Genomic DNA, 25,893 nt, shown 5'->3' on the forward strand with positions numbered 1-25,893 from the left:
GGGTCGGCTTCCGGCCGGCCCGGCCTGCGGTCGACCCCGCGGCCGGGCTCAGGAGCCCGTCGACCAGCGCTGGGCGGCGCCGTTGTCGCAGGTCGCGCGGGTGAGCTTGGTGCCGTTGGCGGAGCCGGCGGCGGTCAGGCACCGGCCCGCGTTGCGCAGGGTGCTCTGCGGGCCGAGCTGCCAGCTCTGGCCCGCGCTCCCGTTGCAGGTCTGGACGGTGATCCGGGCCGCGGCGGCGCCGTCGAGGCAGACCCCGGCCAGGCCGGTGAGCCGGCCGTCGGCGGCCAGCGTCCACCGCTGGTTGGGCCCGCCGTGGCAGGTGTACAGGGTCGGTTCGGTCCCCGGGGCGGTGGCGCTGCCCGGCAGGTCCACGCAGGTGCCGGAGGCGCCGTTGACCAGCGTGGCGTCGGCCGGCAGCGGGGCCGCCCGGCCGGTGGCGGTGATCTCGGCCGCGCTGGTCCACGGCCCCCGGCCGCCGGCCTCGGTCAGCGCCCGCAGCCTCAGGTAGCGGCCGGTCTTCGCGGCGAGCGGGACGCTCTTGGCCCCGGCGGTGTCGGCGAAGCTGCCGGTGCCCACCGGCGTCCCCCAACTGGCCGTGGTGTCCGAGACGTACACCTCGTACCGGCCGATCCGGCCGTTCACCCCGCCGTCCTGGCGCGGCAGGTAGCCCAGGCCGTCGACGCTGTAGCGGGCGCCGAGGTCGATCTGGATCTCGTGCGGCAGGGCCGCGGGGGTGCCGGTGGACCAGGCGGTGTGCCAGAGGGTGCCGGGCTTGCCGTCGACGGCGTTGGCCGCGGCGCCGTTCTCGGCGGCCGTCTCCTGGCTGTCGGCGGACACCACCGACCAGCCGGTCTGCGGGATCGGCGCCGAGCCGGGCACCGGGTCGGCGGCCGGCAGCCGGACGCCGGTGGCGGTGACGCTGAAGGCGCCCGCCCGGGAACCGGTCTTGACCCACAGGACGCCCGCCCGGTCGGCGGGGTCGTGGAACCAGCCGGTGGCGGCCGCGTCGTAGGCGGCCTTGCTGTCCAGCGCGGGCAGCGCGGTCCCGTCGGCGGTCACCGCGGTGGGCGCGCCGGCCACGTGCAGGCTCAGCTCGTAGCCGCGGGCCGCGGGCTTGCCGGTGTACGAGCCGGTGGCCGCGCCGACCGAGACGGTGACGTCACCGGTGCCGGTGGCCGGCGCGCTGACGTCCACCTGCTGCCGGGCGTACGCGCCGCTCTGGTGGGCCCGGGTCAGGCCGTCGTCCTCGTACAGGGTGAAGCTGGAGGCGCCGCGCGGGTGGATGTCGTAGGTGAGGGTGGAGACCGGCTTCTCCCCCGCGTAGTTCATCTTCGGCCACATGGGGACGATCGCCCCGCCCTTGACGAACAGCGGCAGGGTGTCGAGCGGTGCCGCGTAGCCGTTGAGCCAGCCGGGGCCGGCGTAGGTGCGGCCGGTCCAGTAGTCGGTCCAGGTGCCGGCCGGCAGGTAGATCCCGTCGCGGGTGCTGGTGTCCGAGACCACCGGGGCGACCAGGAAGGAGTCGCCGGCCATGAACTGACCGCTGGTCAGGTTCCCGCGGGCGACCGGGTCGTCCGGGTACTCCAGGACCATGGCGCGGGTGCTGGGCACGCCGCTCTCGTGGGCGGCGGCGCTCATCGTGTACAGGTACGGGGTGAGCCGCATCTTGAGCTGGAGGTACTTCCGGTTGATGCTCTGGTAGGGCTCGGCGAAGCGCCAGGGCTGCTTGTCCTGGTAGCCGGCGGCCGGGTTGGTGGCGCCCCAGCCGGACATGGTCATGAAGGACGGGGTGAAGGCCTTCCACTGGAGGTCGCGGACATAGGTCTTGGGGCTGCCGCCGAAGATGCCGTCCACGTCCCCTGAGGCGTAGTTCAGGCCGGACAGGCCCGCGCCGGCGATGGCCGGTACGTGCCAGCGCATGTCGTCCCAGGTGCCGTAGGTGTCGCCGGTCCACACGACCGCGTTGCGCTGGGTGCCGGCCCAGCCGTCCACGGTCCAGACGAAGCGGCGGGCGTCGGAGTTCTTCTCGATGCCGTCGACGGCCTGCTGCACCCCGGTGAAGGCGGTCTTGTACCCGCCGCCGATCCAGGCCACGTCGGTCTTCACCCCGCGGGTGCCGGCCACCCCGACCTCGTCGGCGATCCCGGACAGCCCGGTGGAGGTCCACAGGCCGGTCTGGAAGCCCTTCGCCTTGAGGGCGTCGACGGTGGACTTCAGCGGTGCGGTGTAGCCGCAGCCGTAGCCGTCGTTGGGCAGGAACCAGCCGGAGGGCATGTCGGCCGCCCGGGCGTCGGCGGCGTAGCCGACCACGTCGGGGGTGGTCTGGTGGCGCAGCCGGTCGTGGTCGCCCTGGTAGTCGGGGTTGGAGGCGTTGAAGCAGTCGGCGTTGCCCAGTTCGAAGCCCCACAGGGGCGCGAGGAAGGGTTTGCCGCTGACGTCCGTGTACGCGTCGAGCACGGACTTGAGCGAGCCGCCGGTGAAGTACCAGGCGTCGAAGCGGGTCTCGTTGTGGGTGAAGGCGCCCGGGGCGGTGAAGGCGTACGAGCCGGGGGCCCAGGTGTTGCGCATCACGCCGTAGCCGCTGGTGGACATGTAGAAGGGCGCGGGGCTGGCGTTGTCGTTCTCGCGCCACTTGTTGTCCACCGCCACCGGGACGGTCTTGCCGCGCAGCGCCCACTCGCCCAGCCGCAGGCCGGTGCCGTAGAACTGCTCGTCCGCGCCCTGGCTGAGGTACTGGGTGGTCTTGCCGCCCGACCAGGAGGTGGGCTGGCTCTCCGACCAGACGGGGGTGGTGTCGTCGGCGCGGAAGACGGAGAAGCGCAGCGGCGACTTCTCGACGTGGATCGACAGGGCCGGGGTGGTGATCCGGTAGTGGCTGCCGGCGTCGGTGACGGAGGCGGTCACCGAGCCGAAGTCGGTGGTGACGGCGAGGTCCGAGCCGGCCGGGTCGTCGCCGAAGGTGCCGTCGGGCGAGAGCCAGAGCCGGAAGATGTCGGCCCGGGCGATCACCACCCGCGCCTTGGCGGCGGTCGAGGTGGTCACGGTGAAGGTGTTGCCCGACCGGCTGATGCCGGTGGCGGAGCCGGCCGTGGTCGCGGGGGCGGCCGCGGCGGCCGGTCCGGCCGCGCCCCCGGCGAACAGGGCGGCGCCGGCCAGCGTGCCGGCGAGGGCGGCGGCCAGGGTGCGCCACCGGCCGCGGCGGAGGGCGGGGCCGGGGGGCCGTCCCCGGTGCCGGGTGCGCGCAAAGCCGAGTCTCATGGAGCAGCTCCTCATGCGGTCCGGGCATGGCGGGGCCGCGGCTCCGCACCACACCGTGCGATGGGCATGCGCATGGCAACATAGCGCGCCCTCGCCGGAATTTGGAGGATGTTGCTCGAAACTCCTTCCAAACGAGCACAATCAAGCAAGCGGAGGATGCGGCCCCGGAGGAAGCGGAGGCTCGGCGGGTGGCGCGAAAACACCGGCCGCCCGGTCCCGAAGGACCGGACGGCCGGTGCCGTGGTGACGCTGCGGGCCCGGGCGTTCGCCCCCGTCCCGGACCCGCTCAGCCGCGGCTCAGAAGCGGCCGGGCAGCGACGGGAAGGGAGCCGGGAACGGACCGCTGATCTCGCCCCGCTGCTGCTGCGACCCGCTGCGGGTCGTGCAGGTCACGTCCTTGGCCGGCAGCTTGCCGGTGGCCAGGTAGGCGGTGATCGGCGCGTTGGCGCAGGAGCCCGGGGTCAGGTACACGCCGTGCCCCTCACCGCCCAGCGCCAGCACCATCCGCGAGCCCTTGAGCGCGCGGTGCATGCCCTTGCCGCTGCTCAGCGGGGTCTGCGAGTCCCACTCGTTCTGCACGGTGAGCACCGGCGCCTTGGTCTTCATCGGCGTGGCGGCCTCGAGGGGCTTGGACCAGAAGGCGCAGGGCTTGATGTTGGACGCGAAGTCGCCGTAGAGCGGGTAGCGCTTCTTGTCGCGGATCGAGTCCCGGCGGTACTGCTCGGGGTCGCGCGGCCAGGCAGCGGTGTCCCCGCAGACCACGGTCCAGAAGGCGGCGGTGCCGTTGTCGGCGGGCGCGGCCTTCGGGGCGGGCGCGGCCACGGGCTCCGGCAGGCCCGGACCGGGGGCGACGCGACGGCCGTCGGCCGCGTCCTTGAGCCGGGAGACGATCTCGGCGGCCGGCTTGGGGCTGAAGAACACGCCCCGCAGGCCGGACCGGATCTGCGCACCGGTGACCTTCTCCCCGTCGATGGGGATCGGGTTTCGGTCGGCGCGGGCGACCAGGCCGTAGAAGGTCTTGGTCACCGCCGCCCGGCTGGTGCCCAGGTGGTACGTGCGGTTGCGGGCGGCCGTCCAGGTGGCCCAGCGGTCGAAGGCCGGCTCGCTGCCGGAGGCCCAGACCTGGATCATGCCGCGCCAGACGCGCGCCGGGTCGACGCCGCTGTCGAGGACGACGCGGTCGGTGCGGGCCGGGAACATCTGCGCGTAGACGGCGCCGAGGTAGGTGCCGTACGAGTAGCCCAGGTACGAGATCTTGCGCTGGCCGAGCACCTGCCGGATGACGTCCATGTCACGGGCCGTGTTGCGGGTCGTGACGTGCGGCAGCAGGTCACCGGACGTGGCCGCGCACTTGCGCGCCACGGTCCTGGCCCAGGCGACGTCGTCCTTGAACGTGGCCTTCGTGTACGGGCGGTCGAAGTTCTGCTCGTCGTTGGTCAGTCCGCAGGTGACCGGGGTGGAACGACCCACGCCGCGCGGGTCGAAGCCGATCAGGTCGAACTGCTCCTTGACCTTCTTGGGCAAGGCGTCGCCCAGGTACAGGGGCAGGTCCAGCCCCTCGCCGCCCGGGCCGCCGGGGTTGAGGAACAGCACGCCGTGCCGCTTGGCGGGGGTGGCGCTCTTCAGCTTCGATATGGCCAGGTCGATCTTGCGGCCCTCGGGGTGCCGGTAGTCCAGCGGGACCTTGATGGTGGCGCACTGGAAGGCGGCCGGCTGCCGCGCGTCGCAGCGGTGCCAGACCGGGGTCTGCCGGAGGTAGCCGGCTTCGGCGGCGGGGCCCTCGGCGGCCACGGCCGTCACGGGGGCGAGCGCGGGCAGGGTCGTCGCGAAGAGTCCCGCCGCGAGCAGCGGGGCGTATCGGCGCATGCGCACGAAAGGGGTTCCTTTCGGTGGTGACTGGTCGTCACCACCCTCCGCTACGCGAGGGGTGCGGCGAATCATCCCTCGGGGCAGAGCCTGTCAGACTCGCGACGGAGGGCGGATTCGGACAACTGGCCGAAATTGCGTGATCGTTGGTGATGTTCGGTGATGCCGGACGAAGGGCCATCGGCCCGGAAGGTCCGGCCGGCGGCCGGCCTCCGCGCCAGGGGCCGTTTCCAGCCACCGGGCCGGGCCGGCGCCGCGGACCGGTCGTGGTCGGAGACCTGCCGGGCCGACGGGGCTGGCCGAAGACCGCCCCCGACGGCCCCCGCACACCGGAAATGAGGTGGCGGCCCACCGCCGCCACCGAAGATGCTCCTTCCCATGTCCGAGATCCGCGCACACCGTTCGTCCGACGACAACCACGCATCGTTCACCGAGTCCACCGAGTCCGCAGACCTCTCCGAGGGCCGCCCGGCCGCCCGGCCGGGCGGCCGCACCGCCGGGGGCTCCGCGACGGCGGTCGGGTACGCGCGGGAGCACCGGACGGCGACGGCGGACACCGGCCTCGGACGGCCGCGGACCGTTTGGCACGATGCCGCCATGCGACAAGATCACCGGAGCCCCGCTCCCACCGGCCGCCGCCGGGTCCTCTTCGACGTCGACGGCACCCTCGTCGACGCCCTCGACAACCAGCGCCGGGTCTGGCACTCCTGGGCCCACCAGTACGGCCTGGACGCCGAAGAGGTGCACCGGGTGGCGCTGCGCACCCGCCCGCTGGAGACCTTCGCGCTGGTGGCGCCCGGCCGGGACCCCGAGGAGTGCCTGGCCGCGCTGCACGCCCTCGAGGACGAGGACGTCCGGAGCGGGGAGTACGCGGCGTACCGGGGGGCGGCGGAGCTGCTGACCGCGCTGCCGGCCGGCTCCTGGGCGCTGGTCACCTCCAACTACGAACACCGGGTCCGCGGCCGCTTCGCCCGCACCGGCCTGCCCTTCCCCGCCCTGATCGTGGACGCGGCCGCGGTGACCGAGGGCAAGCCCTCCCCCGCCCCCTACCTGCTGGCGGCCGAACGCCTGGGGGTCCAGCCGCAGGACTGCCTGGTCGTGGAGGACGCGGCGTCGGGGGTGGCGTCGGGGCTCGCGGCCGGCATGACGGTCTGGGGCGTCAACACGGCCGTCGCGCCGGCGGGCGTGCACCGCCACTTCCCCTCGCTCCACGAGGCCGCGGCCGACATCCTGGCCTTCGCCGCGGCCGGCTGAGGCGTCGTCACCCCCGACCCGTGCGCGGAGCGGTGCCCGTAGCCGCTGCGCGGAGCAGTTCCCCTACCCGCCCCTTCCCGAAACCGTGGGCTCCGCCCCGGACCCCATACCGACGCTCCGCGCCGGTGCGCTCAAACGCCGCGCGGCTAGAGATGTACGCGTGCCGCCGGGAGACCCGGCACATCCAGCCCCGCTGGGGGCACCTCCCAGCGGTAGCTGGGGGAGATTGAGGCGCGGGGGGCCGGGGGCGGAGCCCCCGCAAACCGCCGCAGCGCGAAGCCCCCTCACACCCCCTGCGGATGCACCTCCGGATGCGCGTCCCACCAGGCCCGGTGGAACGGGTGGTTGGCCACGTTCGCCAGGTACGCCCGGGCCGCCGCCCCGTACAGGAGTTCCGCCTGGGGTGTGGAGACCGCCGCCCGGTTCCAGGCCAGGCGGATGCGGCCGGTGACCGGGTCGCCGACCAGGGGGCGCATGACCGTGCCGGGGACCGCGGGCGCGGTGGGCTGGCTCACCGAGACGGCCCGGCCGGCCGCGATCAGGTCGTAGTGCATCTTGCGGTCGGTGATGCGGTAGCGCAGCGTCGGCGTGAAGCCGGCCTCGGCGCAGGCCGCGACCAGCGCCTCGGGGCCGCCGTCGTCGTCCTCGACCAGCGTCATCCACGACTCCCCGGCCAGCTGGGCGAGTTCGATCCGCTCGGCGGCGGCCAGCGGATGCCGCTCCGAGAGCCGGACGCAGAACGGCTCGCGCGATATCAGCGTCCGCGCCGACACCCCTTCCGGCAGCGGGACTTCATGGTCGTTGACCTCGCCGTACAGGATCACGTCGTAGCGCCCCGAGCCGAGCAGCCGGGTCAGCGCGGTCACCGAGTCCTCGAGGTCGACGGTGATCTCCCGGCCGGCCACCGCCTGGTCGATCTGCTCCCACAGGCCGTCCAGCAACACCAGCAGGATGCAGCCCAGTCGCAGCGGGGTCCCGGGGTCCGCGGCGCGCGCACCGGCCGCCAGGTCGTCCATCTCACTGAGCACCCGGCGGGCCTTGGTGAGCACGAACTGCCCCAGCGCCGTGGGCTCCACGCCGCGCCGGCCGCGGACGAACAGCTCCCCGCCCGCGACGCGTTCGATCCGTCGCAACTGGGCCGAGAGGGCCGGCTGGGACACGCCGAGACGAGCCGCCGCCCGGCCCAGACTTCCCGCCTCGGCAATCCGGCAGACGGCTTCCAGATGCCTCAGTTCCAGCTGCATTTCAGCAGCGTACGCAGCAGTTGGGCACCGCACCATAACTCCGGTGTTATGCCGCGCGAGATGTCCCATTCCCGTCATGTTCACGCCCATACTCAGCCCGTCCCCAGCAACCTCCCCCCACGAACGGAGTGGACGTGCACCGCACCAGACTGACGGCCACCGTGGCAGCCATGGCGCTGTCCGCGAGCCTGGCCGGCGCCCTCGCCGGCACGGCATCGGCCGCCCCCACGACGCAGCCCGCGCCTCCCCAGCAGGGCAAGTCGCTCGCGTTGGGCGCCGCCGACCGGGCCGCCGCCAGCGGCCTGGACGGACTGCGCCACGGCGCCGACGAAGAGCTCGTCCGCACCTCGGTCACCCCGTGGGCCAAGGGCCTGTACTACGCGGCCTACACCCGCACCTACCGCGGTCTGCCGGTCGTCGGCGGCGACGCGGTCGTGCTGACCGACAGCACCGGCAAGGTGCGCGACATCGCCGCCGCTCCGGCCCCCGCCATCAAGGTCGGCACCAGGGCCACGGTCTCCGCCTCCGCCGCCGCGGCCACCGCCCGCCGCCAGCTGGCCCGGGTGGAGAGCGCCACCAAGCCCGCGCTGACCGTGCTGGTCAAGGACGGCAAGGCGCTGCTCACCTGGCAGACCCGGGTCAGCGGCCGGTCGGCGAAGGGCGCGCCCAGCGTCCTGGACACGTACGTCGACGCGCGCACCGGCGCGGTGGCCAAGGCCGTCCAGAAGGTGTCGGACGCCGACGGCCGCGGCTACCACAACGGCAACGTCACCATCGACACCGCCGCCTCGTCGATGACCGACCCGACCCGCTCGGGCTTCCAGTGCGGCGGCCAGACCGGCGGCGCCTACACCGGCTCCTCGCCGTGGGGCAACGGCACGGCCAACAACCTGGTCACCGCCTGCGTGGACATCATGTACGCGGCCCAGAAGGAACACTCCATGCTCAAGGAGTGGTTCGGCTACAACGGCCAGAACGGCCAGGGCTCGATGGTCCCCGCCAAGGCCGGCCTCGGCGAGGTCAACGCCTACTACGACGGCTCGAAGACCACGTACGGCCACAACCAGAACTCCACGATGCAGCTCACCGGCATCGACGTGGTGGCGCACGAGTACGGCCACGAGGTCTTCGACAAGACCCCCGGCAGCTCCGGCTCCAGCAACGAGAACGGGGGCATGAACGAGTCCACCGGCGACATCTTCGGCGCCCTGACCGAGGCGTACGCCAACAACCCGAACGACACCCCGGACTACACGGTCGGCGAGAAGCTCGACTTCCTCGGCGACGGCAAGCCGATCCGCTACATGTACAACCCGTCGCTGGCCGGCGACCCCAACTGCTACCCGCAGCTGAACTCCGGCACCGAGGTGCACGCCGCGGCCGGCCCGCAGAACCACTGGTTCTACCTGCTGGCCGAGGGCTCCAACCCCGGCGGCGGCAAGCCCGCCAGCCCCATATGTTCCGGCGGCCCCGCGTCGGTGACCGGGGTCGGCATCCAGAAGGCCGGCAAGATCTTCATGGGCGCCCTGCTCAGCAAGACCTCCTCCTGGAACCACCTCGCCGCCCGCCGCGCGACCCTGGCGAGCGCGAAGAACACGTACGGCAGCGTCGAGTGCAACGCGGTCAAGGCGGCCTGGAACGCGGTCGGCGTGCCGGCGCAGTCCGGCGAGACCGACTGCGGCGGCACCACCACCCCCGACTTCTCCCTGGCGCTGAACCCGACCAGCGGCTCGGTGCAGGCGGGCGCCTCGGCCACCTCGACCGTGAGCACCCAGACCACCGGCGGCGCGGCGCAGAAGGTGGCCCTGTCGGCCTCCGGCGCGCCCAGCGGCGTCACGGTCTCCTTCAGCCCCGACGCGGTGACCTCGGGCGGCTCCTCCACGATGACCGTCGCGGTGGCGGCCGGCACGGCGAACGGCACGTACTCGATCACGGTGACCGGCACCGGCTCGGTCACCCACTCGGTGACGTACGGCCTGACCGTCGGCAGCACCACGCCGCCCACCGGGTGCAGCAACGCGCAGTACACGTACCGGGGCACGCTCAGCCAGGGCCAGGCCCAGGTGCAGCCCAACGGTTCGTACTACTACTCGCGCACCGCGGGCACGCACGTGGGCTGCCTGCGCGGCCCGAGCGGCGCGGACTTCGACCTGTACCTGCAGAAGTGGAACGGATCCACGTGGGTGGACGTGGCCGTCTCCGGCAGTGAGGTCGCGGACGAGGACATCAGCTACTACGGCTCGGCCGGCTACTACCGCTACGTCGTGGACGGTTACAGCGGCTCCGGCTCGTACACGCTGGGTCTGACCGCGCCGTAAGGTAAGGGGGAAGCGCCCCCGGCCGGTCCGTCCGGCCGGGGGCGCTTTTCGCCGTCCGCCCCCCGCGGGACGGGCGTCCCCACCGACCGAGGAGAACCGTCCCCGTGCCCACCTGGCGCGCCACCCTGACCGCCGCGCGGCTCGTCGAGCCCGCCGTCCGCGCGGACTACACCGCCTGTGCCCGTCGGGTGGTGCGGCGCGAGCAGGCACCGTACCTGGCCCTGCGGCTGCTGGCGGCGCCGTCGCTGGTGCCGTTCCTGACCGCCGGGCTGGCCTTCATGAACCTGGTCGACGACGTGGCCGAGAGCGGCGAGCGGGACGGGCTGGTGCGGCTGACCGACCGCACCGTGACCGCCCTGGAGTCGGGCCGCGAGGAGCACCCGGTGCTGCGGGCGTACGCGCACGCGGTGGCCGAGCGGCGGCTGCCCGTCGCCTGGGTGACCCGGTTCCTGGCCGGTGCGGCCACCGCCGAGGCGGAGTTCGCCGGCTTCGGCACCGAGGCGGACTTCCAGGCCTACCTGGACGCGTACGCCTGGCCGGGGGTGGTGGCCTTCACCGGGCTCCAGTACGAGGGCGGCCCCGACGCCGAGGCGGCCGCGGGCTGGCGGCGGTTCGTGGACGCGGCGCAGCGGGTGGACTTCCTGGCCGACCTGGCCGGGGACCTGAAGGAGGGACGGCTGTGCCTGCCGCGCGAGCGGCTGGTGGCGCACGGGGTGAGCCACCAGCAGCTGGCCGGGGCGGCCGACACGCCCGGGGTCCGGGCCCTGCTGGCCGAGGAGTGCGGCCGGGCCCGGACCGCCCTGGCCGGCGCGGCGGACGTGGTGGACCTGGCGGTGCCGGGGCTGCGACCGGTGGGCCGGACGATGATCGAGCTGATGGACCACCAGCTGACCACGGTGGCCCGCGCCGGGGCGGGTGCCCTGCGCCGGGACGTCGGCTACGGGATCGTCGCCCCGCTCCGCATCCTCGCCCGGGCCCGGCGCGGCCGGGCCTGAAACGCCCGAGGGCCGCGGCGGCGGGTGCCGCTGCGGCCCTCGGGCGTCGCGCCTCTTCGGGAGGGGGTCAGAGGTGCGCGTCCTCGGGGATGGTCACCAGCCAGCGGGTGTCCTGGCGGGGCCGCAGGTAGAAGGCCCAGTAGAGGGTGGCCACGGCCACGATGCCGCCGGTCCACAGCAGGTACTCGACGTCCTGCATGTACATCACGTACCCCATCACGCCGATCAGGAGCACCGGCACCGCGGGCCACAGCGGCATCCGCCAGGCGGCCGCGACACGGTGCTCACCCTTGCGGCTGAACAGCGCCGCCACGGCGACCAGCAGGTACATGCCGGTGACGGCGACGCCGATGACCCCGGTCAGCGTGTCCAGGTTGACGAAGCACAGGGCCGCGCCGGGCAGGCCGACCAGCAGGGTGGCCACCCACGGGGAGCCGAACCGGCCGAGCCGGGACAGGCCGCGGTTGACCGGCTCGGGCCAGGCCTTGTCGCGGGCCGAGGCGAAGAGCACCCGGGAGTTCTGGATGACCATCACGATGCCGGCGTTGATGATCGCCAGCGCCACGCAGAGGCTGACGAAGGTGCCGACGGCCGAGTTGGACCAGGCGGTGATCATGCCGCTGATGTCGCCGCTGGTGAGGGCCGCGAGGTCGGGGGCGCCGACGGTGATGGCGATGACCGGGACCAGGATGACGGCGGTGGAGATCGCCAGGGTGGCCAGCACGGTGCGGGCGACGTTCTTGCGGGGGTTCTCCAGCTCCTCGGAGAGGTAGACCGCGGTGGAGAAGCCCTGGGTGATGAAGAGGGCGATGGCGAGGCCGGAGACCACCATCATGGCGGTGACCGTGGTGGGGGTGCCGCCGTCCGAGAGGGTGGTGCCGTGGGTGAGGGCGGTGACGCCCCGCTCGGAGTGGGCGAAGCCCAGGACGGCGACCACCGCGGCCGCGATCACCTCGAGCACCAGGAAGATGCCGGTGATCCAGGCGTTGGCGCGCAGGTCCAGCAGGCCCGCGAGGGTGGCCAGCAGCATCACGCCGGCGCCGGCCAGCGGCGCGGGGATGTGGACCAGCGGGGCGAGGTAGTCGGCGGTGCCCATCGCGATCACCGGGGGCACGATCATCACCACCAGCAGCGACAGGACGAACACCAGCCAGCCGGCGAGCCGGCCCGCGAGGGTGGAGACCATGGCGTACTCGCCGCCCGCGCTGGGGATCAGGGTGCCCAGCTCCGAGTAGCAGAACGCCACGCCGATACAGAGCAGCGAGCCGATCGCGATGGTGAGCGCGGCGTACGTGCCGACGTCGTGGAAGAGGTCGGGTACGACCACGAAGAGGGTGGAGGCGGGGGTCACGCAGGAGAGCGTGAGCAGCGTGCCGCCCACGACACCGATGGAGCGCTTGAGCTTCTGCGGCACGGGGCCGGTCTGCGGGGCCAGCGCGTGCGGTGCGCTGAGGGTGTCGGTCATCAGGCGGTTCCGATCGGCGTGTGCAAGCGAATCTGGGAGTGGAGCCGGTATCGCCTCCGGGGCGGCTGGGTGATGGTCTGCTGGTCCGTGGCTCCAGGGCTGAATGGAAGCCTCCACGGAACCGCAGGTCAATGGCCCACCTGCTGCGGAATCCGTCGTTCCGACAGGGTGCAGTGGAGCAGTTGTGCGTTAAGAACGCGATAAGACAACGAAAATGACGAGTGCGGGAACCGCAGCGGAACGGTCAGGAATTTTCTCCCGCTTTACCGCCGGTACGCCCCGTCGCCTCGGCCGTCCGGCTGGCCCGGGGCCGGGCCGCGGCGGGGGCCCGGGCCCGGCACCGGCGCGGCGGGTGTAGTGGGGGCATGACCCTGCACCGCCGGACGTTCCTCGGCCTCCCGCTGGCCGCGGCCTTCGCCCCGGCGCCGCCGGGCGGCCGGGACCCCTTCCGCCGGGGCCCGCTGCACCGGGGGCCCGACTTCGGGGCGCTGGCGCGGGGGCTGGACGGCCGGCTGGTGCTGCCGGGGGACCCCGCCTACCCGGAGGCCCGGCAGCTCTACCAGCCGCGGTACGACCGGACCGCCCCGGCCGCGGTGGCCTACCCGGCCCATGAGGGGGACGTGGCGGCCTGTCTCGGGTTCGTCCGGGCCGCCGGCCTGCCGGTGGTCGCCCGGGGCGGCGGCCACAGCTACCCGGGGTGGTCCACCGGGACCGGGCTGGTGATCGACGTCGGCGCGCTGGCCGCGGTGGCGCCCGGCCCGGGCACCGCCCGGATCGGGGCCGGCGCCCGGCTGGCGGACGTGCACGCGGTGCTCGGCGCGCAGGGGGCGGTCCTGCCCACCGGGCTGTGCCCGTCGGTGGGCATCGCGGGACTCACCCTCGGCGGCGGGCTGGGGCTGAGCAGCCGCGCGTACGGCACCACCAGCGACAACCTGACGGGCGTACGGCTGGTGACGGCGGACGGGCGGGTGCGCGAGGCGGGCGCGGAGCGGGAGCCAGAGCTGTTCTGGGCCCTGCGCGGCGGGGGCGGCGGGAACTTCGGGGTGGTCACCGAGTTCCGCTTCCGCACGCACCCCGCCGTCGACTGCGCCTTCGCCGAGCTGCACTGGGAGGCCCGGGGGACCCCCGGGCTGGTCGCCGGCTGGCAGCGGTGGCTGGCGGGGCTGCCGGAGCCGTTCTGGAGCCAGCTGGAGTTCACGGTCGGCACGGGCGCGCGGGCGCGGGACCGCCGGGACCCACAAGGAGGGGGAGAGGGGGCGGCCGGGGTGCCCGCACCGGCCGTGCGGGTCTTCTGCGCGGGTGGCCGCGGCGGCCTGGAGCAGGAGCTGGACCGGCTGACCGCCCTGGTGGGCGGCGGACCGCGGGACGTGTACGTGGTCACCGGCGGCCAGGAGCGGCTGACGCGGCTCATGGCGGGCTGCGCGGAGCTCACCCCGGACCGCTGCCACCTGCCCGGGGTGCTGCCGGGCCGCGATCCGGCCGGGGAGCTGGGCCGGGACTCCTACGCCGGGCGGTCGGACTTCTGGGACGCGCCGGGGCTGCCGCCGGTGGCGGTGGACGCCCTGCTCGACGCGCTCGCCCGGTACCCGGCGGCGGTGCCGCCGGGCGGGCGGGGCGTGGTGCAGCTCGACGGGGTGTGCGGCGGGGCACTGAACCGGGTACCGGCCGGGGACACCGCCTTCGTGCACCGCGACCGGGCACTGCTCACCCAGTACCTCGCGTACTGGCCGGAGCCGGCCTCCCCCGAGGAGGCCGGCCGGCACGAGGAGTGGCTGGCGGGGCTGTGGTCGGCGCTGCGGCCGTGGGCGAGCGGGGCGGCGTACCAGAACTACGCGGACCCGCGCCTGCCGGACTGGCGGCGGGCGTACTACGGGGCCAACCTGCCCCGTCTGGAGGCGGCCCGGCGGGCGTACGACCCGGACCGCCTCTTCCGCTTCCCGCAGGGCCTGTGAGGCGGGCGGGTCAGTAGGCGCCGAAGACGTTGTCGATGGAGCCGTAGCGGGCGGCGGCGTAGTTGCACGCGGCCGTGATGTTGGCGACCGGGTCGTACAGGTCCAGGGCCGTGCCCGGGACGTGGTACGCCGTGAAGGTGGGCTGGATGACCTGGAGCAGGCCCTTGGAGGGGGTGCCGGCCACGGCGTTGGAGTCCCAGTTGTTGATGGCCAGCGGGTTGCCCGAGGACTCGCGCATGACGTTCCGGTAGATGCCGTCGTACGTACCGGGGATGCGGTGCTGCGCCATGATGTCCAGCGACTCGCGGATCCAGCCGTCGAGGTTGTCCGCGTACGTCTTCTTGGCCACGGCCGGGGTCACGGCAGCCGGCTTGGCGGCGGTGAGGGTGGCCGGGCGGGCCGAGCGGTCGGCCCGGGCGGCGGCCGCGTCCCGAGCGGCGGCGGTGCCGGCCAGCGGGGTCGCCATGAGGTCGATGCTGAGCTTCAGGCCCGGGCGGATGGTTGACGGGTCGTCACCGATCAGCGCGCGGTTGTCCTGGTACAGCTTCTCCCAGCCGCCCTTCATGGAGTGCTTTTCGGCGATCTTGGCGAGGGAATCCCCGGCGATCACCGAATAGGTCACGGTGGCCTTCTGAGCGGCCGTCACCACGGCGGTATTTGCCGTCGCGACCGAATGCACGGCCCCGGCGTTCGGCGCCGCGACCGCGCCGGTGGCGCCGAGCACCGGGAGGGCCAGGGCGGCCCCGCCGGTACCGACGGCCGCGACGGAGCGGCCGAGACGGGTGTTCTTGGGGCGGCGGTGCTTGCCTTTTCCGGGCATGGCGCATTCCTCTCCGTCGCCTGCGAGGTGAGCTGTCGGGTTCGGACGGGAGCTGTCCGGCCGCACCGTCAGGTGCGACTTCACCCCGAGCCGAGCCGGTGTTCCGGTTCGGCGGCTTACCTGGTTCCCCCGCTCCTGCCGTGCTGGATGGACTCGTGATGTGAGGGGCCCGGGCAGCGGCAGGATTCGGCGTTCCACCCGGAATGAGCGTGACCGTAGGCGAGAGTCAGGAGACGGAACAAGTCACGAATAGGCGAAAAGAAAGTTGCCGACGGAATTCTTCATGCAAATCAGCAAGATCCTTCGACCCGTGAACCCTCAACTCCGGCTCAACCGCACGGGAGCCGGTACCGCCGGGCCGCCGCCGCCCGGAAATCCGCGTGACACACATCACCGCCCCGGAGCCTCCCCGCCATAACCCCGAAAACGCCCGCTAACTGACCGATTCCGACGGCACGCGAAAGACCGGCACAGCCCCTGCGAAATCGGACTATTCACTCCCACCCCGTGCGCCCTCGCCGCTTTCCGGGATGTCCTGGTCTAGCCTGGGCGCGCCCGAAATGCGGTGGTGGTGATTCCCGCCGCGTTCCCCCCGTCCTGGAGGCCGCCCCATGACCGCCGACCCCGATCCCGCCGACGTCCGGCAGCCGGTCCGTGTGCTGGTCTTCGGCGCCTCCCTGCGCGCCGACTCCCTCAACACGCGGCTGGCCGCGCTCGTCGGCCGGCTCGCGACCGGGGCCGGCGCCGACGTCGACCTGGCCCTGATGTCCGAGTTCGCCATGCCGGTCTACGACGGCGACGCCGAGACCGACACCGGACTGCCGCCCGGCGCGCTGGCCCTGCGCGAGCGGATCGCCTCCTGCGACGCCTTCGTCATCGCCTCGCCGGAGTACAACGCCTCGATGCCCGGCGTGCTCAAGAACGCCGTCGACTGGGTCTCCCGGGTCCGGCCGCAGCCCTTCAAGGACAAGCACGCGCTGCTGGTGTCCGCCTCGCCCTCGATGGTCGGCGGCAACCGGGGCCTGTGGGCGCTGCGGGTCCCCCTGGAACACCTCGGCACCCGCGTGTACCCGGACATGTTCAGCCTCGCCAAGGCCCACGAGGGGTTCACCCCGGACGGCGACCTCACGGACGCCGGCCTCCAGGGCCGGCTGGCGGACACCGTCGCCGCGTTCCTGCGCCTGGTCGAAGCCGACACCCGCTACGTGTGCCTGCAGCGCCGCTGGTACGAGTTCCTGGGCGACCGCACGGACGCGCTGGTCACCGAGCGCGCCGAGGGCTGAGCCCGCCCCGGCGCCGGAGCGGGCTCAGCGGCCCCGCCCGGTGAGGGCCAGGGCCGTCACGATGGACACCACCGCCAGCGCGGTCATCACCACGCGCAGCACGGCCGCCCCGAGCACCACGGGGACGACCGCGGCCGGCTCCTCGGCCGCCGCGAGCACCGGGGGCACGGCCGCGGCCGGCTCCCGGGCCGCCGGGCCGCCGGCCGGCCCGCCCGCCGCGGCGGCACCGGCCTCTCCGCCCTCCCCGGCCGGGCCGTCCGCCCCGGGGGCCACCCGCCGCAGCCGTGCGCACCGGGCGCAGTCCTCGCCCTGGTGCCGCGACGGCGAGTCGAGCCAGTACGCGCCGTCCAGGGCAGCCACGGGGGCGCGCCGCGGCGCCGGGACAGCCGGCTTCGGAACCGGACCGGAGGAAGTCGTCACGTCCGATCAACCCGCCCTCGATTCCACGGGAAACGGCACCCCCGGGCACCGGTATGCATTCGTTGTCTTCCCGCCCAAGAACAGCCAGCGCGGCCGTCGGGTGATCGTCCAAGCCGCCCGGTTGGCGGACCCGCCGAACCTCGCGGCAACAGGGAGCCGACGGCCCTCTTCCGGCTTACGTTGGGGTCTGACCTGGGAGGACCGGGCAGAGGCGAGAAGGGCGGCGTGTGATGCGTGAGCTGGTGGAGACGGCGCGGCGGTGGACGGCCGAAGGCCGCGAGGCGTTCCTGGCGCGGCCGGTCACCGAGCAGGGCTTCGGCCCCCGCGACCCGTCCGGGGCGCTGCTCGTCGACGCGCGCGGCGAGCGTGCCGGGAGCCTGTACCGAGGCGTGTTCGACGAGCAGTTGACCGCCGAGGTGGCAGCCGTGCCGGCGGGCGTCACGGCCCGGGTGTGCCAGGTCTCGGTGCACGGGGCCGAAGCCACCGGAGCGGGGCTGACCTGCGGCGGGGAGTCCGAGATCCTGCTCCAGCCGCTGGACTCGGTCCCCGCGGAGTGGTGGGACGAGCTGGCGCTGGGCTCCAGTGCGGCCCTGGTGACCCGGCTGAGCGAGGACGGCACCCAGGCGTCCAGCACCGTCGTCCGGGCGGGCGCCGCGCCCGGTACCGAGGCGGCCCGGGAGGCCCTGGAGCTGCTGGGCCGGCACCGCGCGGGGCGCGAGGCCCGCTACTCCGACGAGGGGCTGGTGCTGATCGAGGCCTACCCGGCCGACCCGTACCTGGTGATCGGCGGGGCCGGTGAACTGGCGGGCCTGATCGGGGCCCAGGCCGGGCTGCTGGGCTGGGAGTGGGTGACCACGGAGTCCGGCGCCGAGGCGGAGAAGCTGCTCACCGAGCGGCGCGGGTCGGCCTGCCTGGTGATGCTGAGCCACGAGCCGTCGTTCGACGCCCCGACGCTGCGGACCGCGCTGCGGCTGGGCGTCCCGTACGTCGGCGCCCTGGGCTCCCGCCGCACCCAGGCCCGGCGTCGTGAGGACCTGCTCGCCGGGGGCGCCCCGGAGGCCGAACTCTCCCGGATCCACGGCCCGATCGGCCTGGACCTGGGCGCCCGGACGGCCGCCGAGACCGCGCTCGCCATCTGTGCCGAGATCCTGAGCACCCTGACGGCCGGCTCCCGCTGACGCCTCCTCCGCCGCCCCGCCGGCCGGGCGGGGCGGCGGCCGGCGTCACCCCGACCGGCGCCGGAGGGGTTCGGTGCGCCGGACCCCGCGCGCGGGCACGGCCGCGCCGTAGTGGCGGGTCCGGGTGCCGAGCCGCTGGACCACGATGCCGAACTCCGCGTCCGGGTGCTGGACGGCGTACAGGATCCGCCCGGCCGTGGCTCGCAGTCGGTCGTGGTCCGGGAGGGTCACCGCGATCGTGGAACCGCCGGCCGTCTCCACGGCCAGCACCGGCCTCGGCCGCTGGTACAGCTCCCCGAGGACGCAGCCGACCAGCCCGAGCACCAGCGCGGCGATCGCGTACCGGCCCTCCCAGAAGCGCCAGTCGCCCTCGAGGACGCGGTGGAGCGGCGCGCAGAGCAGCCCGGTCGCGCCCAGCCACAGCAGCAGGCGCCCCGCCCAGCCGGCGCGCGCGGTGTACCGGAAGGCGTCGACCCGGGTGACCTGGGCCAGCGGCACACCGGTCGTCCCCATCCAGAGCGTGCCCCCGGTGATCCGCAGGAACAGGTCCCGGTTCCCGGTCCGCCGCCAGGGCCCGACCACCGCCCCGAGCGGCGGCTCGTACGGGGGCTCGGACGCGACGGGCCCGTACGGTCCGCCCGCCGGGGTGGGCCCCGCCACCCCGGACCGCGGTCCGTCCGCGCGCTCCGCCTCGTCCATGTGCTCCCCCGCTCCCCCGCCGCCGTCCCGGCGCCTCAGGGCAACATCATCGGGCACCCGTGCGGCCCCCGGCCCGCGGGCCGGTCCCCGACCGGCATCCGACCGGCCGGCGACCGGCCCGCCGGGCCGGCCCGCACCCGCCGGCTAGCGGAGCAGCCCGATCAGCTGCCCCACCGCCTCCGCCACCGGCCGGCCGACCGCGCCCGCGGCCGCCGCGATCTGGGCGACGGACGCCAGCACCAGACCTCGTTCTCGCAACGCGGCCCGGTCCGGGACGAGTTCGGGCAGCGCCTCCTCGACGGCGCGGGCCTGCTCCGGCGCGAGCCGCGGCCCGAGCTCCCCCAACAGACGGACCAGCTCCGCCACCGCGGCGCGCAGCCCGTCGTCCTCGCCGGCTCCGCCGCCGACGGTGCCGTAGTTGACACCGACGTTCTGCCGGCCGCCGGTCATGTTGACCACCGGGCCGTGGTAGTGGGACGCGTCGCTCATCAGCCGATCCCCGTGTTCCCCCGGCCGCCGGTCATGTTGACCACCGGGCCGAAATGGTTGGTGTTGTTGAACTGGTGGACGACCGTGCTGAATTCGCGCTCCGGGTTCTCGATCGCGTTCACGATCCCACCGGCGATGGTGCGCAGTTCCTCCAGGGTGGGGAGGGTCAGCACGACCGTGGAGCCGCCGGACGACTGGATGGCCAGGGCCGGCTTGGCGGGCCTGGCCACCGCGACGACCACGGCCACGAGCACGAAGAGGAGCAGGAGGGGCGCCTTCGCCTGGAAATCCTCGTCCGTGCCTCCGGCGGCCCCCGCCACGATCAGGACCAGGGCCGCGACGAGGGAGAGCAGCAGCGCGTTGAGCGCCGCCTTCCGCCGGTCCGGCTTCTGCATGTAGGGCTCGACCCAGGTGATGTTGTGCAGCGGGACGACGGCCGAGCCCACGAACAGCATGTGGTTGCTCACCCGGAGCTGGAGGACGCGCGGTCCGCGCCCCCGCCGTACCTCGGGCGCCTCGAGCAGCGGCCGCGGCGGCGGCCCGGGTGTCCCTGGCCGCGGCTGTCCGGGCGCGGGACCCGTCGCCCGGTCAGCCGCCGGTCCTGCCGCCCGTCCGTCCGACGGCGCCCGCGGCGGCTCCCCGTGCGGCGGTCCGCCGTTTCCTGCGATGTGGTCCACGTTTCCCCCCGTGTCCTCGGTTCCCCGCCCTCGGCGGGAGCACCATTAAGCATGCGGACGGGCCGCCGGGACAGTCCCGAAACCGCCAATCGACCGGCGTCCGGCCGGAGTCGGGCCGTCGGGCGGATCCGGAGGCCCCGCTACGCGAGGTCCGGTTCCGGGGAGTCGTAGGTGTAGACGTGCGGGTCGGCGCCGATCCAGTCGATGAGCGGGGAGTCGCCCAGGACGACCTCGTCGGGGTCCGGGACCTCAGCGCGGCGCAGGAACTCGATGACGTCCTCGTCGGACCGGGCCAGGCCGAGGATGTCCTCGTGGCCCCCGGCCCGCAGGGTGACCCGGCGCCCGCCGGTGGGCGAGGGCCGGTGCACGACGATCGGTGCGTGCTGCATGGCACCAGCCTGGGACGCCGGGGCGCCGCCCGCATCCGGACGCCCGCCGGGACCCCGGCTTGACCCTGCCCCTCGGGGCAGGGTTTAGCTTCTTCTCCGGGAGGTCCGCATGAAGATCGGCGAGCTGGCCCGTCGCGCGGGAGCGACGGTCAAGGCGGTGCGCTACTACGAGGGCATGGGGCTGCTCCGTCCCGACCGGCTGCCCAACGGCTACCGGGACTACGGGGAGCAGGCCGTCCGGGTGGTCCGGGAGATCCGGGCGCTGGGCGCAATGGGGATCCCGGTGGAGGGCACCCGGCCGTTCCTCGACTGCCTGGCGGCCGGCGGGGAGCACGCCGACGACTGCCCGGCCTCGCTGGCCGGGTACCGCGAGGCCATCGACGACCTTTCGGCCCGCATCGAGGCGCTCACGGAGCGGCGGGCGGTGCTCGTCGCCCACCTGGAGCGGGCCGCCTACCGCAACAGCACCGTCCGGCCGCCGGCCGCGCGGGTCCCTCAGGAGGAGACGTACATGAGCACGCCGCAGCACCCCGCCGGGGCCCCGGAGAAGGCACCGGCCGACCACACCAGGCTGCCCGAAGGGCTCCCGGTACCGGCGGACGACGGGGCCGCGGACCACCTGCCGGGGCTGCCGCTGCCGCCGCTGGAGCTGGCGGCCACCTCGGGCGGGCCGGTCCGGCTGGCGGAGCTGGGGCCCGGGCGGACGGTGCTGTACCTGTACCCGCTGACCGGGCGGCCGGACCGGGACCTGCCGGAGGGCTGGGAGGCCATCCCCGGCGCCCGCGGCTGCACCCCCGAGGCCTGCGACTTCCGCGACCACCACCAGGACCTGCTGGCGGCCGGGGCGGCCGGGGTGTACGGGCTGTCCAGCCAGGACACCCCCTACCAGCAGGAGGTGACCGAGCGGCTGCGGCTGCCGTTCGCGATGCTCTCGGACCCGGGCTTCGCGCTGGCCGGGGAGCTGCGGCTGCCGACCTTCGAGGCGTCGGGGAGCCGGCTGTACAAGCGGCTGACGATGATCGTCCGGGACGGCGCGGTCGAGCACGTCTTCTACCCGGTCTTCCCGCCGGACGAGCACGCCCGGCAGGTCCTGTCCTGGCTGCGGGCGCACCCGGCGGACGGCGGCCCGGCGTGAGCGGGGCCGGGGCGGGCGGCTTCGAGGCGGCCACCGGCGACGGGCCGGCGCCCACCGGCCCGGCGGCGGACCGCCGGGCCGCGGAGGTGCGGGTGGCCTTCGAGGGACTGCGGCAGATCCGCCGCCTGATGAACCAGGGGCCGGCGGATCCGGCGGCGGTCCCGGCCCCCTGGGAGCGGGAGCAGCCGGTGCGGGCGGTCGCGCTGGCCCTGGAGGCGCAGGGGATCCCGCCCTCCGCGGTGGCGGCGGACGGCCGCCGGACCGCGACCGGTTACGTGGTCCGCACGGACCGGGAGTCCGGCCGGGTCCGGGTGGGCTGGCTGGGCCCGCCGGGCGGCGGGGCCGCCGAGGAGGAGGCCGACCGGCTGGCCGGCTGCGCGGCGGCGCTGGAGCCCCTGGGCTGGGACTGCCCGGTCTACCGGGGTCCCCGCAACCGCCGCTTCCTCGAGGTGACCCCGGCCCGCTGACCGGGGTACGGGCGCTACGAGCGGACGAGCAGCACGACCCCGGCCGCGAGCAGCCCGAGCAGCAGGGCGCCGGCCCCGGTGCGCAGCCGGTGGGTGCGCAGCACCGGCACGAAGGAGTCCAGGGCGTACCGGCCGGGCCCGGTGAGGGTGAGTCCGGCCGCGGCGACGGTCAGCAGCAGCTCGAACTCGACGCCCGCGGGCTCGAAGAAGCTGCCGTTCCAGACCACTGCCAGGGCGTTGACCAGGGTGCCGACCAGCGCGGCGCCCGCCAGCGGGGTGAGCAGGCCGACGGCCAGGCCCAGGCCGCCCAGGACCTCGGAGAGGCCCGCGACCACGGCCATGGCCTCGCCGGCCGGGTAGCCGCTCATCTCGAAGAACTGGCCGGTGCCGCTGATCCCGCCGCCGCCGAACCAGCCGAAGAGCTTCTGGGCGCCGTGGGCGGCCATGGTGAGGCCGAGGGCGAGGCGGATCAGGAGGAGTCCGGCGTCGACGGGGGTGGTGCCGGCGGCGGTGGCCGGCCGGAGGCCGGTCTCGGTGCTGGTGCGCAGGGTCGCGGACGGGGAGGACATGGAGGTCCCTCTCGTTGGGGGCGGCGGATGCGGCCGGGCCGGTGGGTGCCGTTGGTGGGGGCGGGCCCGGTGGGACGTGGTTCAAATTCGAAACACTCCGACCGACCATAGCCCGTCGTTCAAATTGGAACAACTGCCGTAGGGTGGGGGCATGGCAGATGTGGCGGACACGCCGGAACCCAACTGGCTGGAACACGACGAGATGCGCGCCTGGAAGGCCTTCCTGGCCGCCTCCGCGCTCCTCAACCGCCGCCTCGACCAGCAGCTCAAGGACGACTCCGGGCTCTCGCACCCCCAGTACGAGATCCTGGTCCGGCTCGCCGCGGCCCCCGCGGGCGAACTGCGCATGACGGAGCTCGCCGACGGTCTGATCAACTCCAAGAGCGGGCTGACGTACCAGGTCACGCAGCTGGAGAAGGCCGGGCTGGTGCGCCGCCGCAGCTGCCCCTCGGACGTCCGGGGCGTCTTCGCGGTCCTCACCGACCTCGGCCGGGAGAAGCTGGACGGCGCGGCGCCGGGGCACGTGGCCACCGTCCGCCACCACCTGATCGACGTCCTGACCCCGGAGCAGATCCTGGCCCTGGCGGACGGCCTCGGCGAGGTCACCCGCCGCCTCCGCACCCGCTGACCCGGCCGCCGGGCGGGGCGGCGCCCCGTCAGCCCAGCACGCGGACCGGGCGCCCCGCCAGGTAGGCCTCGATGTCCTCCACCGCCTGGGTGAAGTAGCCCTCGTAGTTGCGGCGGGTGACGTACCCCAGGTGGGGCAGTCCCAGGAAGCGCGGGGCGGTGCGGAGGGGGTCGTCGGCGGGCAGCGGTTCGGCCGCGAAGACGTCGGCGCCGGCCCCCGCGATCCAGCCCTCCCGCAGGGCCCGCAGCAGCGCCGCCTGGTCCACGATGCCCGCCCGCGAGGTGTTCACCAGGTACGCGGTGGGCCGCATCCGGCGCAGCTCCGCCTCGCCGATCAGGTTCCGGGTCCCCTCGCCGAGGACCAGGTGCACGGAGACGAAGTCGGCGCCCTCCAGCAGCTCTTCCTTCGTGGCGGCGGCCCGCGCGCCGTGCTCGGTGGCCGTGGCGGGGTCGAGGTGGCGGCTCCACGCGCTCACCTCCATGCCGAAGGCCGCGCCGATCCGGGCCATCCGGCGGCCCGTCTTGCCCAGTCCCAGCAGGCCCAGCCGGCGGCCGTGCAGGTCCGCGCCGAGGCTCTGCTGCCAGGGGCCGCCGGTCCGCAGGGCCTCGTTCTCCGGGACCACCTGCCGGGCCAGCCCCAGGATGAGCGCCCAGGCCAGCTCGACGGGGGGCTCGGAGTTGCTGCCCGTACCGCACACGGTCACGCCGTGGCGCGCGGCGGCCGCCAGGTCGATGGCGGCGTTGCGCAGACCCGAGGTGACCAGCAGCCGCAGCTTCGGCAGCCGGCCGAACAGCTCGGCGGGGAAGGGGGTGCGCTCCCGCATCACCACCAGGACCTCGCAGTCCCCGACCGCCTCGGCCAGCGCGTCGTGCGAGTCCAGGTGGCCGTCCAGGAAGCGGGTCTCCACCCGCCCCGCCAGCCGGTCCCAGTCCGCGAGTCCCCGCGCCACGCCCTGATAGTCGTCCAGCACCGCACAGCGCAGCACCATCGCCCCCACCTCCGAGATCGTTCCGCTCCCGCCGAGCCTAGGGGGTCCCCTCCGGGCCGGACAGGGCCACCCGGCATGATCGGCGGTGCGCCCCCTCAGGCGTGTCAACGGCCGCACGCGCGGCCGGTGGCGCACCGTAAGGGGGTAGGGCAGGGCTGACGAGACCGGGGTGCGGCATGGATGACGGGACGGGGCGGCGGCATGGGTGATGTGCTGTTGGTACGGCACGGCGAGACGGCGTGGAGCGCGACCGGGCGGCACACCGGGCTCACGGACGTGCCGCTGGCCCCGCAGGGCGTCGAGGAGGCGATCTCCCTCGCCCCCTACTTCGCCGGACTGGCCCCCTCGCTGGTGCTGACCAGCACCTTCCGGCGGGCCATGAGCACCGCCCGGCTCGCGGGCCTGCCGACCGCGACCACCGATCCGGAGCTCCACGAGTGGGACTACGGCGGCTACGAGGGGATCACCACGGCCGAGATCCACCGGGACCGGCCCGACTGGACGCTGTGGCGCGACGGCGTGCCGCCGGGCGACGCCGAGCACCCCGGGGAGAGCCCGGAGCAGGTCGGCGCCCGGGCGGACCGGGTGCTGGCGCGGGTGGCCGGGGTGCTCGCCGAGCGCGGCGGGGACGCGGTGCTGGTCGCGCACGGCCACTTCCTGCGCGTGCTGACCGCCCGCTACCTGGGGCTGCCGCCCGCCGACGGCCGCCTCTTCCTGCTGCGTACCGGGACGGTGAGCCGGCTCTCCACCGAGCACGGCACCCCCGTCATCTCCGGCTGGAACACCCGCCCCCTGCCGGCCCCGCCCGGGTCCTGACACCCGCCGCCGGCCCGCCGGTCAGCCCAGTTCCAGGCTGGTGAGGCCGTAGAGGGCGGGGAGGTCCAGGTCCGGGGTGGGGCCGGTGTACATGCGGGCCGTCTCGAAGGCGGGGGTCAGCCCCGCCGCGGTGCACAGCGCCACCGCCGCGGGGTTGGCCTCCGGTACGTCCACCGCCACCGGCCCGCCGCCCGCCGCGGCCGCCAGCCGGTGCAGCAGGACGCCCGCCACCTCCGGGTCCGCCGCGTACAGCGGACCGATCCGGTGCGGCCCGGCGGCCTGCCGGACCACGCCGAAGCCCACGATCTCGTCCCCCCGCACCGCCGCGTACCCGGTGCGCCCCGGCAGCCCCGTCCAGGCGGCCAGGAACGCCTCCCGCGGCTCCGGGAAGAAGCGCCGGTCGTACGCCGCGATCGAGGCGAACGGCAGCGAGGCGGCGTCGACCAGCGACACCCCGGCGGGCGGCGACCCCGGCAGCGAGCCGGGCGCCGGCACCCCCTCGAAGCGGGTGTTGGTCCAGGCCGGACGGAAGCCGGACTTCCGGTAGTTGGCCTGCTGCTCCACCACCCCGTCCAGCCCCACCAGCCGGCCCTCCAGGGCCGCCATGCCGGCCCGCCAGAGCTGGATCCCGTACCCCTGGCCGCGGGATTCGGGCCGGGCGATGTAGAAGCCGACGAATCCGAAGCCGGAGCCGTAGCGCACCGCGGAGATGCAGGCCACCGGGTCGCCCTTGACCCGTCCGACCAGGAACCCCCGCGGGTCGGCGACCGCGAAGGCGAACCGGTCGCTCTCGCCCGGGTTCCAGCCCTCCCGGTCCGCCCAGTCGCGCATCAGCTTCAGGTCCGCGGCGCTGGCGCTCGCGATCTCAAGGTCCGTCATCAGGACACCTCCCGGCGGTAGCTGGTGCGTTTCTACCAGAGGGCCCGGCCGGCGGGCGCCCGGCCGGGGCGCGATCCGGCCGCGCCGGACGGACCGGCCCCCCG

Annotated in this window: 23 protein-coding genes and 1 riboswitch; of the genes, 10 read left to right on the top strand and 13 right to left on the bottom strand. The window is 74.6% G+C overall.

The window, feature by feature from the left end:
• Positions 1–48: 48 nt before the first annotated feature.
• Entirely contained in the window at positions 49–3,258 is a 3,210-nt protein-coding gene (locus tag AB0O40_RS24010) for a TIM-barrel domain-containing protein (protein WP_365045289.1), read from the bottom strand.
• A 297-nt stretch (positions 3,259–3,555) separates the two neighbouring features.
• Positions 3,556–5,124 carry an alpha/beta hydrolase gene (locus AB0O40_RS24015; protein WP_365045406.1) on the bottom strand — a complete coding sequence of 523 codons (1,569 nt, stop codon included), beginning with the start codon at positions 5,122–5,124 and terminating at the stop codon, positions 3,556–3,558.
• A 597-nt stretch (positions 5,125–5,721) separates the two neighbouring features.
• On the opposite strand from AB0O40_RS24015, the gene AB0O40_RS24020 reads away from it, so the two are divergent.
• A complete protein-coding gene (locus AB0O40_RS24020) occupies positions 5,722–6,378 on the top strand; it encodes an HAD-IA family hydrolase (protein ID WP_365045408.1) in 657 nt (218 codons plus the stop codon).
• Positions 6,379–6,662: 284 nt separating this feature from the next.
• On the opposite strand, the gene AB0O40_RS24025 is transcribed toward AB0O40_RS24020, so the two are convergent.
• Positions 6,663–7,622, bottom strand: a complete 960-nt coding sequence (locus tag AB0O40_RS24025; RefSeq protein WP_365045292.1) for a LysR family transcriptional regulator — start codon at positions 7,620–7,622, stop codon at positions 6,663–6,665.
• A gap of 134 nt (positions 7,623–7,756) precedes the next feature.
• On the opposite strand from AB0O40_RS24025, the gene AB0O40_RS24030 reads away from it, so the two are divergent.
• Both AB0O40_RS24030 and AB0O40_RS24035 read left to right on the top strand, forming a co-directional pair.
• The gene (locus AB0O40_RS24030; RefSeq protein WP_365045295.1) at positions 7,757–9,940 is read left to right on the top strand and encodes a M4 family metallopeptidase; all 2,184 of its coding nucleotides are present in this window, start codon (positions 7,757–7,759) and stop codon (positions 9,938–9,940) included.
• Positions 9,941–10,044: 104 nt separating this feature from the next.
• Positions 10,045–10,935 (top strand): squalene/phytoene synthase family protein, encoded by an 891-nt coding sequence (locus tag AB0O40_RS24035; protein ID WP_365045298.1) that lies wholly within the window; start codon positions 10,045–10,047, stop codon positions 10,933–10,935.
• A gap of 67 nt (positions 10,936–11,002) precedes the next feature.
• On the opposite strand, the gene AB0O40_RS24040 is transcribed toward AB0O40_RS24035, so the two are convergent.
• The gene (locus tag AB0O40_RS24040; protein ID WP_365045301.1) at positions 11,003–12,400 is read right to left on the bottom strand and encodes an APC family permease; all 1,398 of its coding nucleotides are present in this window, start codon (positions 12,398–12,400) and stop codon (positions 11,003–11,005) included.
• Positions 12,401–12,765: 365 nt separating this feature from the next.
• Here AB0O40_RS24040 and AB0O40_RS24045 point away from each other — a divergent pair, with 365 nt between their 5' ends.
• A complete protein-coding gene (locus AB0O40_RS24045; protein ID WP_365045304.1) occupies positions 12,766–14,352 on the top strand; it encodes an FAD-binding oxidoreductase in 1,587 nt (528 codons plus the stop codon).
• 10 nt (positions 14,353–14,362) lie between these two features.
• Here the strand turns inward: AB0O40_RS24045 and AB0O40_RS24050 are convergent, their stop codons facing one another.
• Positions 14,363–15,172, bottom strand: coding sequence for a transglycosylase SLT domain-containing protein (locus AB0O40_RS24050; protein WP_365045307.1), 810 nt, complete (start codon positions 15,170–15,172; stop codon positions 14,363–14,365).
• Positions 15,173–15,176: 4 nt separating this feature from the next.
• Positions 15,177–15,336, bottom strand: a riboswitch (cyclic di-AMP (ydaO/yuaA leader).
• A 447-nt stretch (positions 15,337–15,783) separates the two neighbouring features.
• On the opposite strand from AB0O40_RS24050, the gene AB0O40_RS24055 reads away from it, so the two are divergent.
• The gene (locus tag AB0O40_RS24055) at positions 15,784–16,455 is read left to right on the top strand and encodes an NAD(P)H-dependent oxidoreductase (RefSeq protein ID WP_365045310.1); all 672 of its coding nucleotides are present in this window, start codon (positions 15,784–15,786) and stop codon (positions 16,453–16,455) included.
• A gap of 24 nt (positions 16,456–16,479) precedes the next feature.
• Here the strand turns inward: AB0O40_RS24055 and AB0O40_RS24060 are convergent, their stop codons facing one another.
• On the bottom strand, positions 16,480–16,815 hold the full coding sequence (locus AB0O40_RS24060) for a hypothetical protein (protein ID WP_365045313.1): 336 nt from the start codon (positions 16,813–16,815) through the stop codon (positions 16,480–16,482).
• Positions 16,816–17,105: 290 nt separating this feature from the next.
• Here AB0O40_RS24060 and AB0O40_RS24065 point away from each other — a divergent pair, with 290 nt between their 5' ends.
• Positions 17,106–18,053 (top strand): XdhC family protein, encoded by a 948-nt coding sequence (locus AB0O40_RS24065; protein ID WP_365045315.1) that lies wholly within the window; start codon positions 17,106–17,108, stop codon positions 18,051–18,053.
• 45 nt (positions 18,054–18,098) lie between these two features.
• On the opposite strand, the gene AB0O40_RS24070 is transcribed toward AB0O40_RS24065, so the two are convergent.
• The 4 genes from AB0O40_RS24070 to AB0O40_RS24085 form a co-directional block, all read right to left on the bottom strand.
• Positions 18,099–18,752 carry a DUF6232 family protein gene (locus AB0O40_RS24070; RefSeq protein WP_365045318.1) on the bottom strand — a complete coding sequence of 218 codons (654 nt, stop codon included), beginning with the start codon at positions 18,750–18,752 and terminating at the stop codon, positions 18,099–18,101.
• A gap of 144 nt (positions 18,753–18,896) precedes the next feature.
• On the bottom strand, positions 18,897–19,241 hold the full coding sequence (locus AB0O40_RS24075) for a hypothetical protein (protein ID WP_365045320.1): 345 nt from the start codon (positions 19,239–19,241) through the stop codon (positions 18,897–18,899).
• Positions 19,241–19,708, bottom strand: coding sequence for a DUF6232 family protein (locus AB0O40_RS24080; RefSeq protein WP_365045323.1), 468 nt, complete (start codon positions 19,706–19,708; stop codon positions 19,241–19,243). The genes AB0O40_RS24075 and AB0O40_RS24080 overlap by 1 nt, the downstream gene beginning before the upstream one ends.
• A 350-nt stretch (positions 19,709–20,058) precedes the next feature.
• A complete protein-coding gene (locus AB0O40_RS24085) occupies positions 20,059–20,307 on the bottom strand; it encodes a hypothetical protein (protein WP_365045326.1) in 249 nt (82 codons plus the stop codon).
• 109 nt (positions 20,308–20,416) lie between these two features.
• On the opposite strand from AB0O40_RS24085, the gene AB0O40_RS24090 reads away from it, so the two are divergent.
• Positions 20,417–21,442 carry a MerR family transcriptional regulator gene (locus tag AB0O40_RS24090; RefSeq protein WP_365045329.1) on the top strand — a complete coding sequence of 342 codons (1,026 nt, stop codon included), beginning with the start codon at positions 20,417–20,419 and terminating at the stop codon, positions 21,440–21,442.
• Positions 21,439–21,909, top strand: a complete 471-nt coding sequence (locus tag AB0O40_RS24095) for a hypothetical protein (RefSeq protein ID WP_365045332.1) — start codon at positions 21,439–21,441, stop codon at positions 21,907–21,909. The genes AB0O40_RS24090 and AB0O40_RS24095 overlap by 4 nt, the downstream gene beginning before the upstream one ends.
• Positions 21,910–21,923: 14 nt before the next feature.
• Here AB0O40_RS24095 and AB0O40_RS24100 read toward each other — a convergent pair whose 3' ends face one another.
• Positions 21,924–22,478, bottom strand: a complete 555-nt coding sequence (locus AB0O40_RS24100; RefSeq protein WP_365045334.1) for a DoxX family protein — start codon at positions 22,476–22,478, stop codon at positions 21,924–21,926.
• Between the two features lie 151 nt (positions 22,479–22,629).
• On the opposite strand from AB0O40_RS24100, the gene AB0O40_RS24105 reads away from it, so the two are divergent.
• Positions 22,630–23,106, top strand: coding sequence for a MarR family transcriptional regulator (locus tag AB0O40_RS24105; protein ID WP_365045337.1), 477 nt, complete (start codon positions 22,630–22,632; stop codon positions 23,104–23,106).
• A gap of 28 nt (positions 23,107–23,134) precedes the next feature.
• Here the strand turns inward: AB0O40_RS24105 and AB0O40_RS24110 are convergent, their stop codons facing one another.
• Complete coding sequence (locus AB0O40_RS24110) at positions 23,135–24,094, bottom strand: D-2-hydroxyacid dehydrogenase family protein (RefSeq protein ID WP_365045340.1); 960 nt, start codon at positions 24,092–24,094, stop codon at positions 23,135–23,137.
• A gap of 201 nt (positions 24,095–24,295) precedes the next feature.
• On the opposite strand from AB0O40_RS24110, the gene AB0O40_RS24115 reads away from it, so the two are divergent.
• Positions 24,296–24,910, top strand: a complete 615-nt coding sequence (locus AB0O40_RS24115; protein ID WP_365045411.1) for a histidine phosphatase family protein — start codon at positions 24,296–24,298, stop codon at positions 24,908–24,910.
• A 21-nt stretch (positions 24,911–24,931) separates the two neighbouring features.
• On the opposite strand, the gene AB0O40_RS24120 is transcribed toward AB0O40_RS24115, so the two are convergent.
• On the bottom strand, positions 24,932–25,789 hold the full coding sequence (locus AB0O40_RS24120; RefSeq protein WP_365045343.1) for a GNAT family N-acetyltransferase: 858 nt from the start codon (positions 25,787–25,789) through the stop codon (positions 24,932–24,934).
• Positions 25,790–25,893 lie beyond the last annotated feature (104 nt).

The organism is Streptomyces sp. NPDC089919 (assembly GCF_040684615.1).
In the GTDB taxonomy this organism is placed as follows: domain Bacteria; phylum Actinomycetota; class Actinomycetes; order Streptomycetales; family Streptomycetaceae; genus Streptomyces.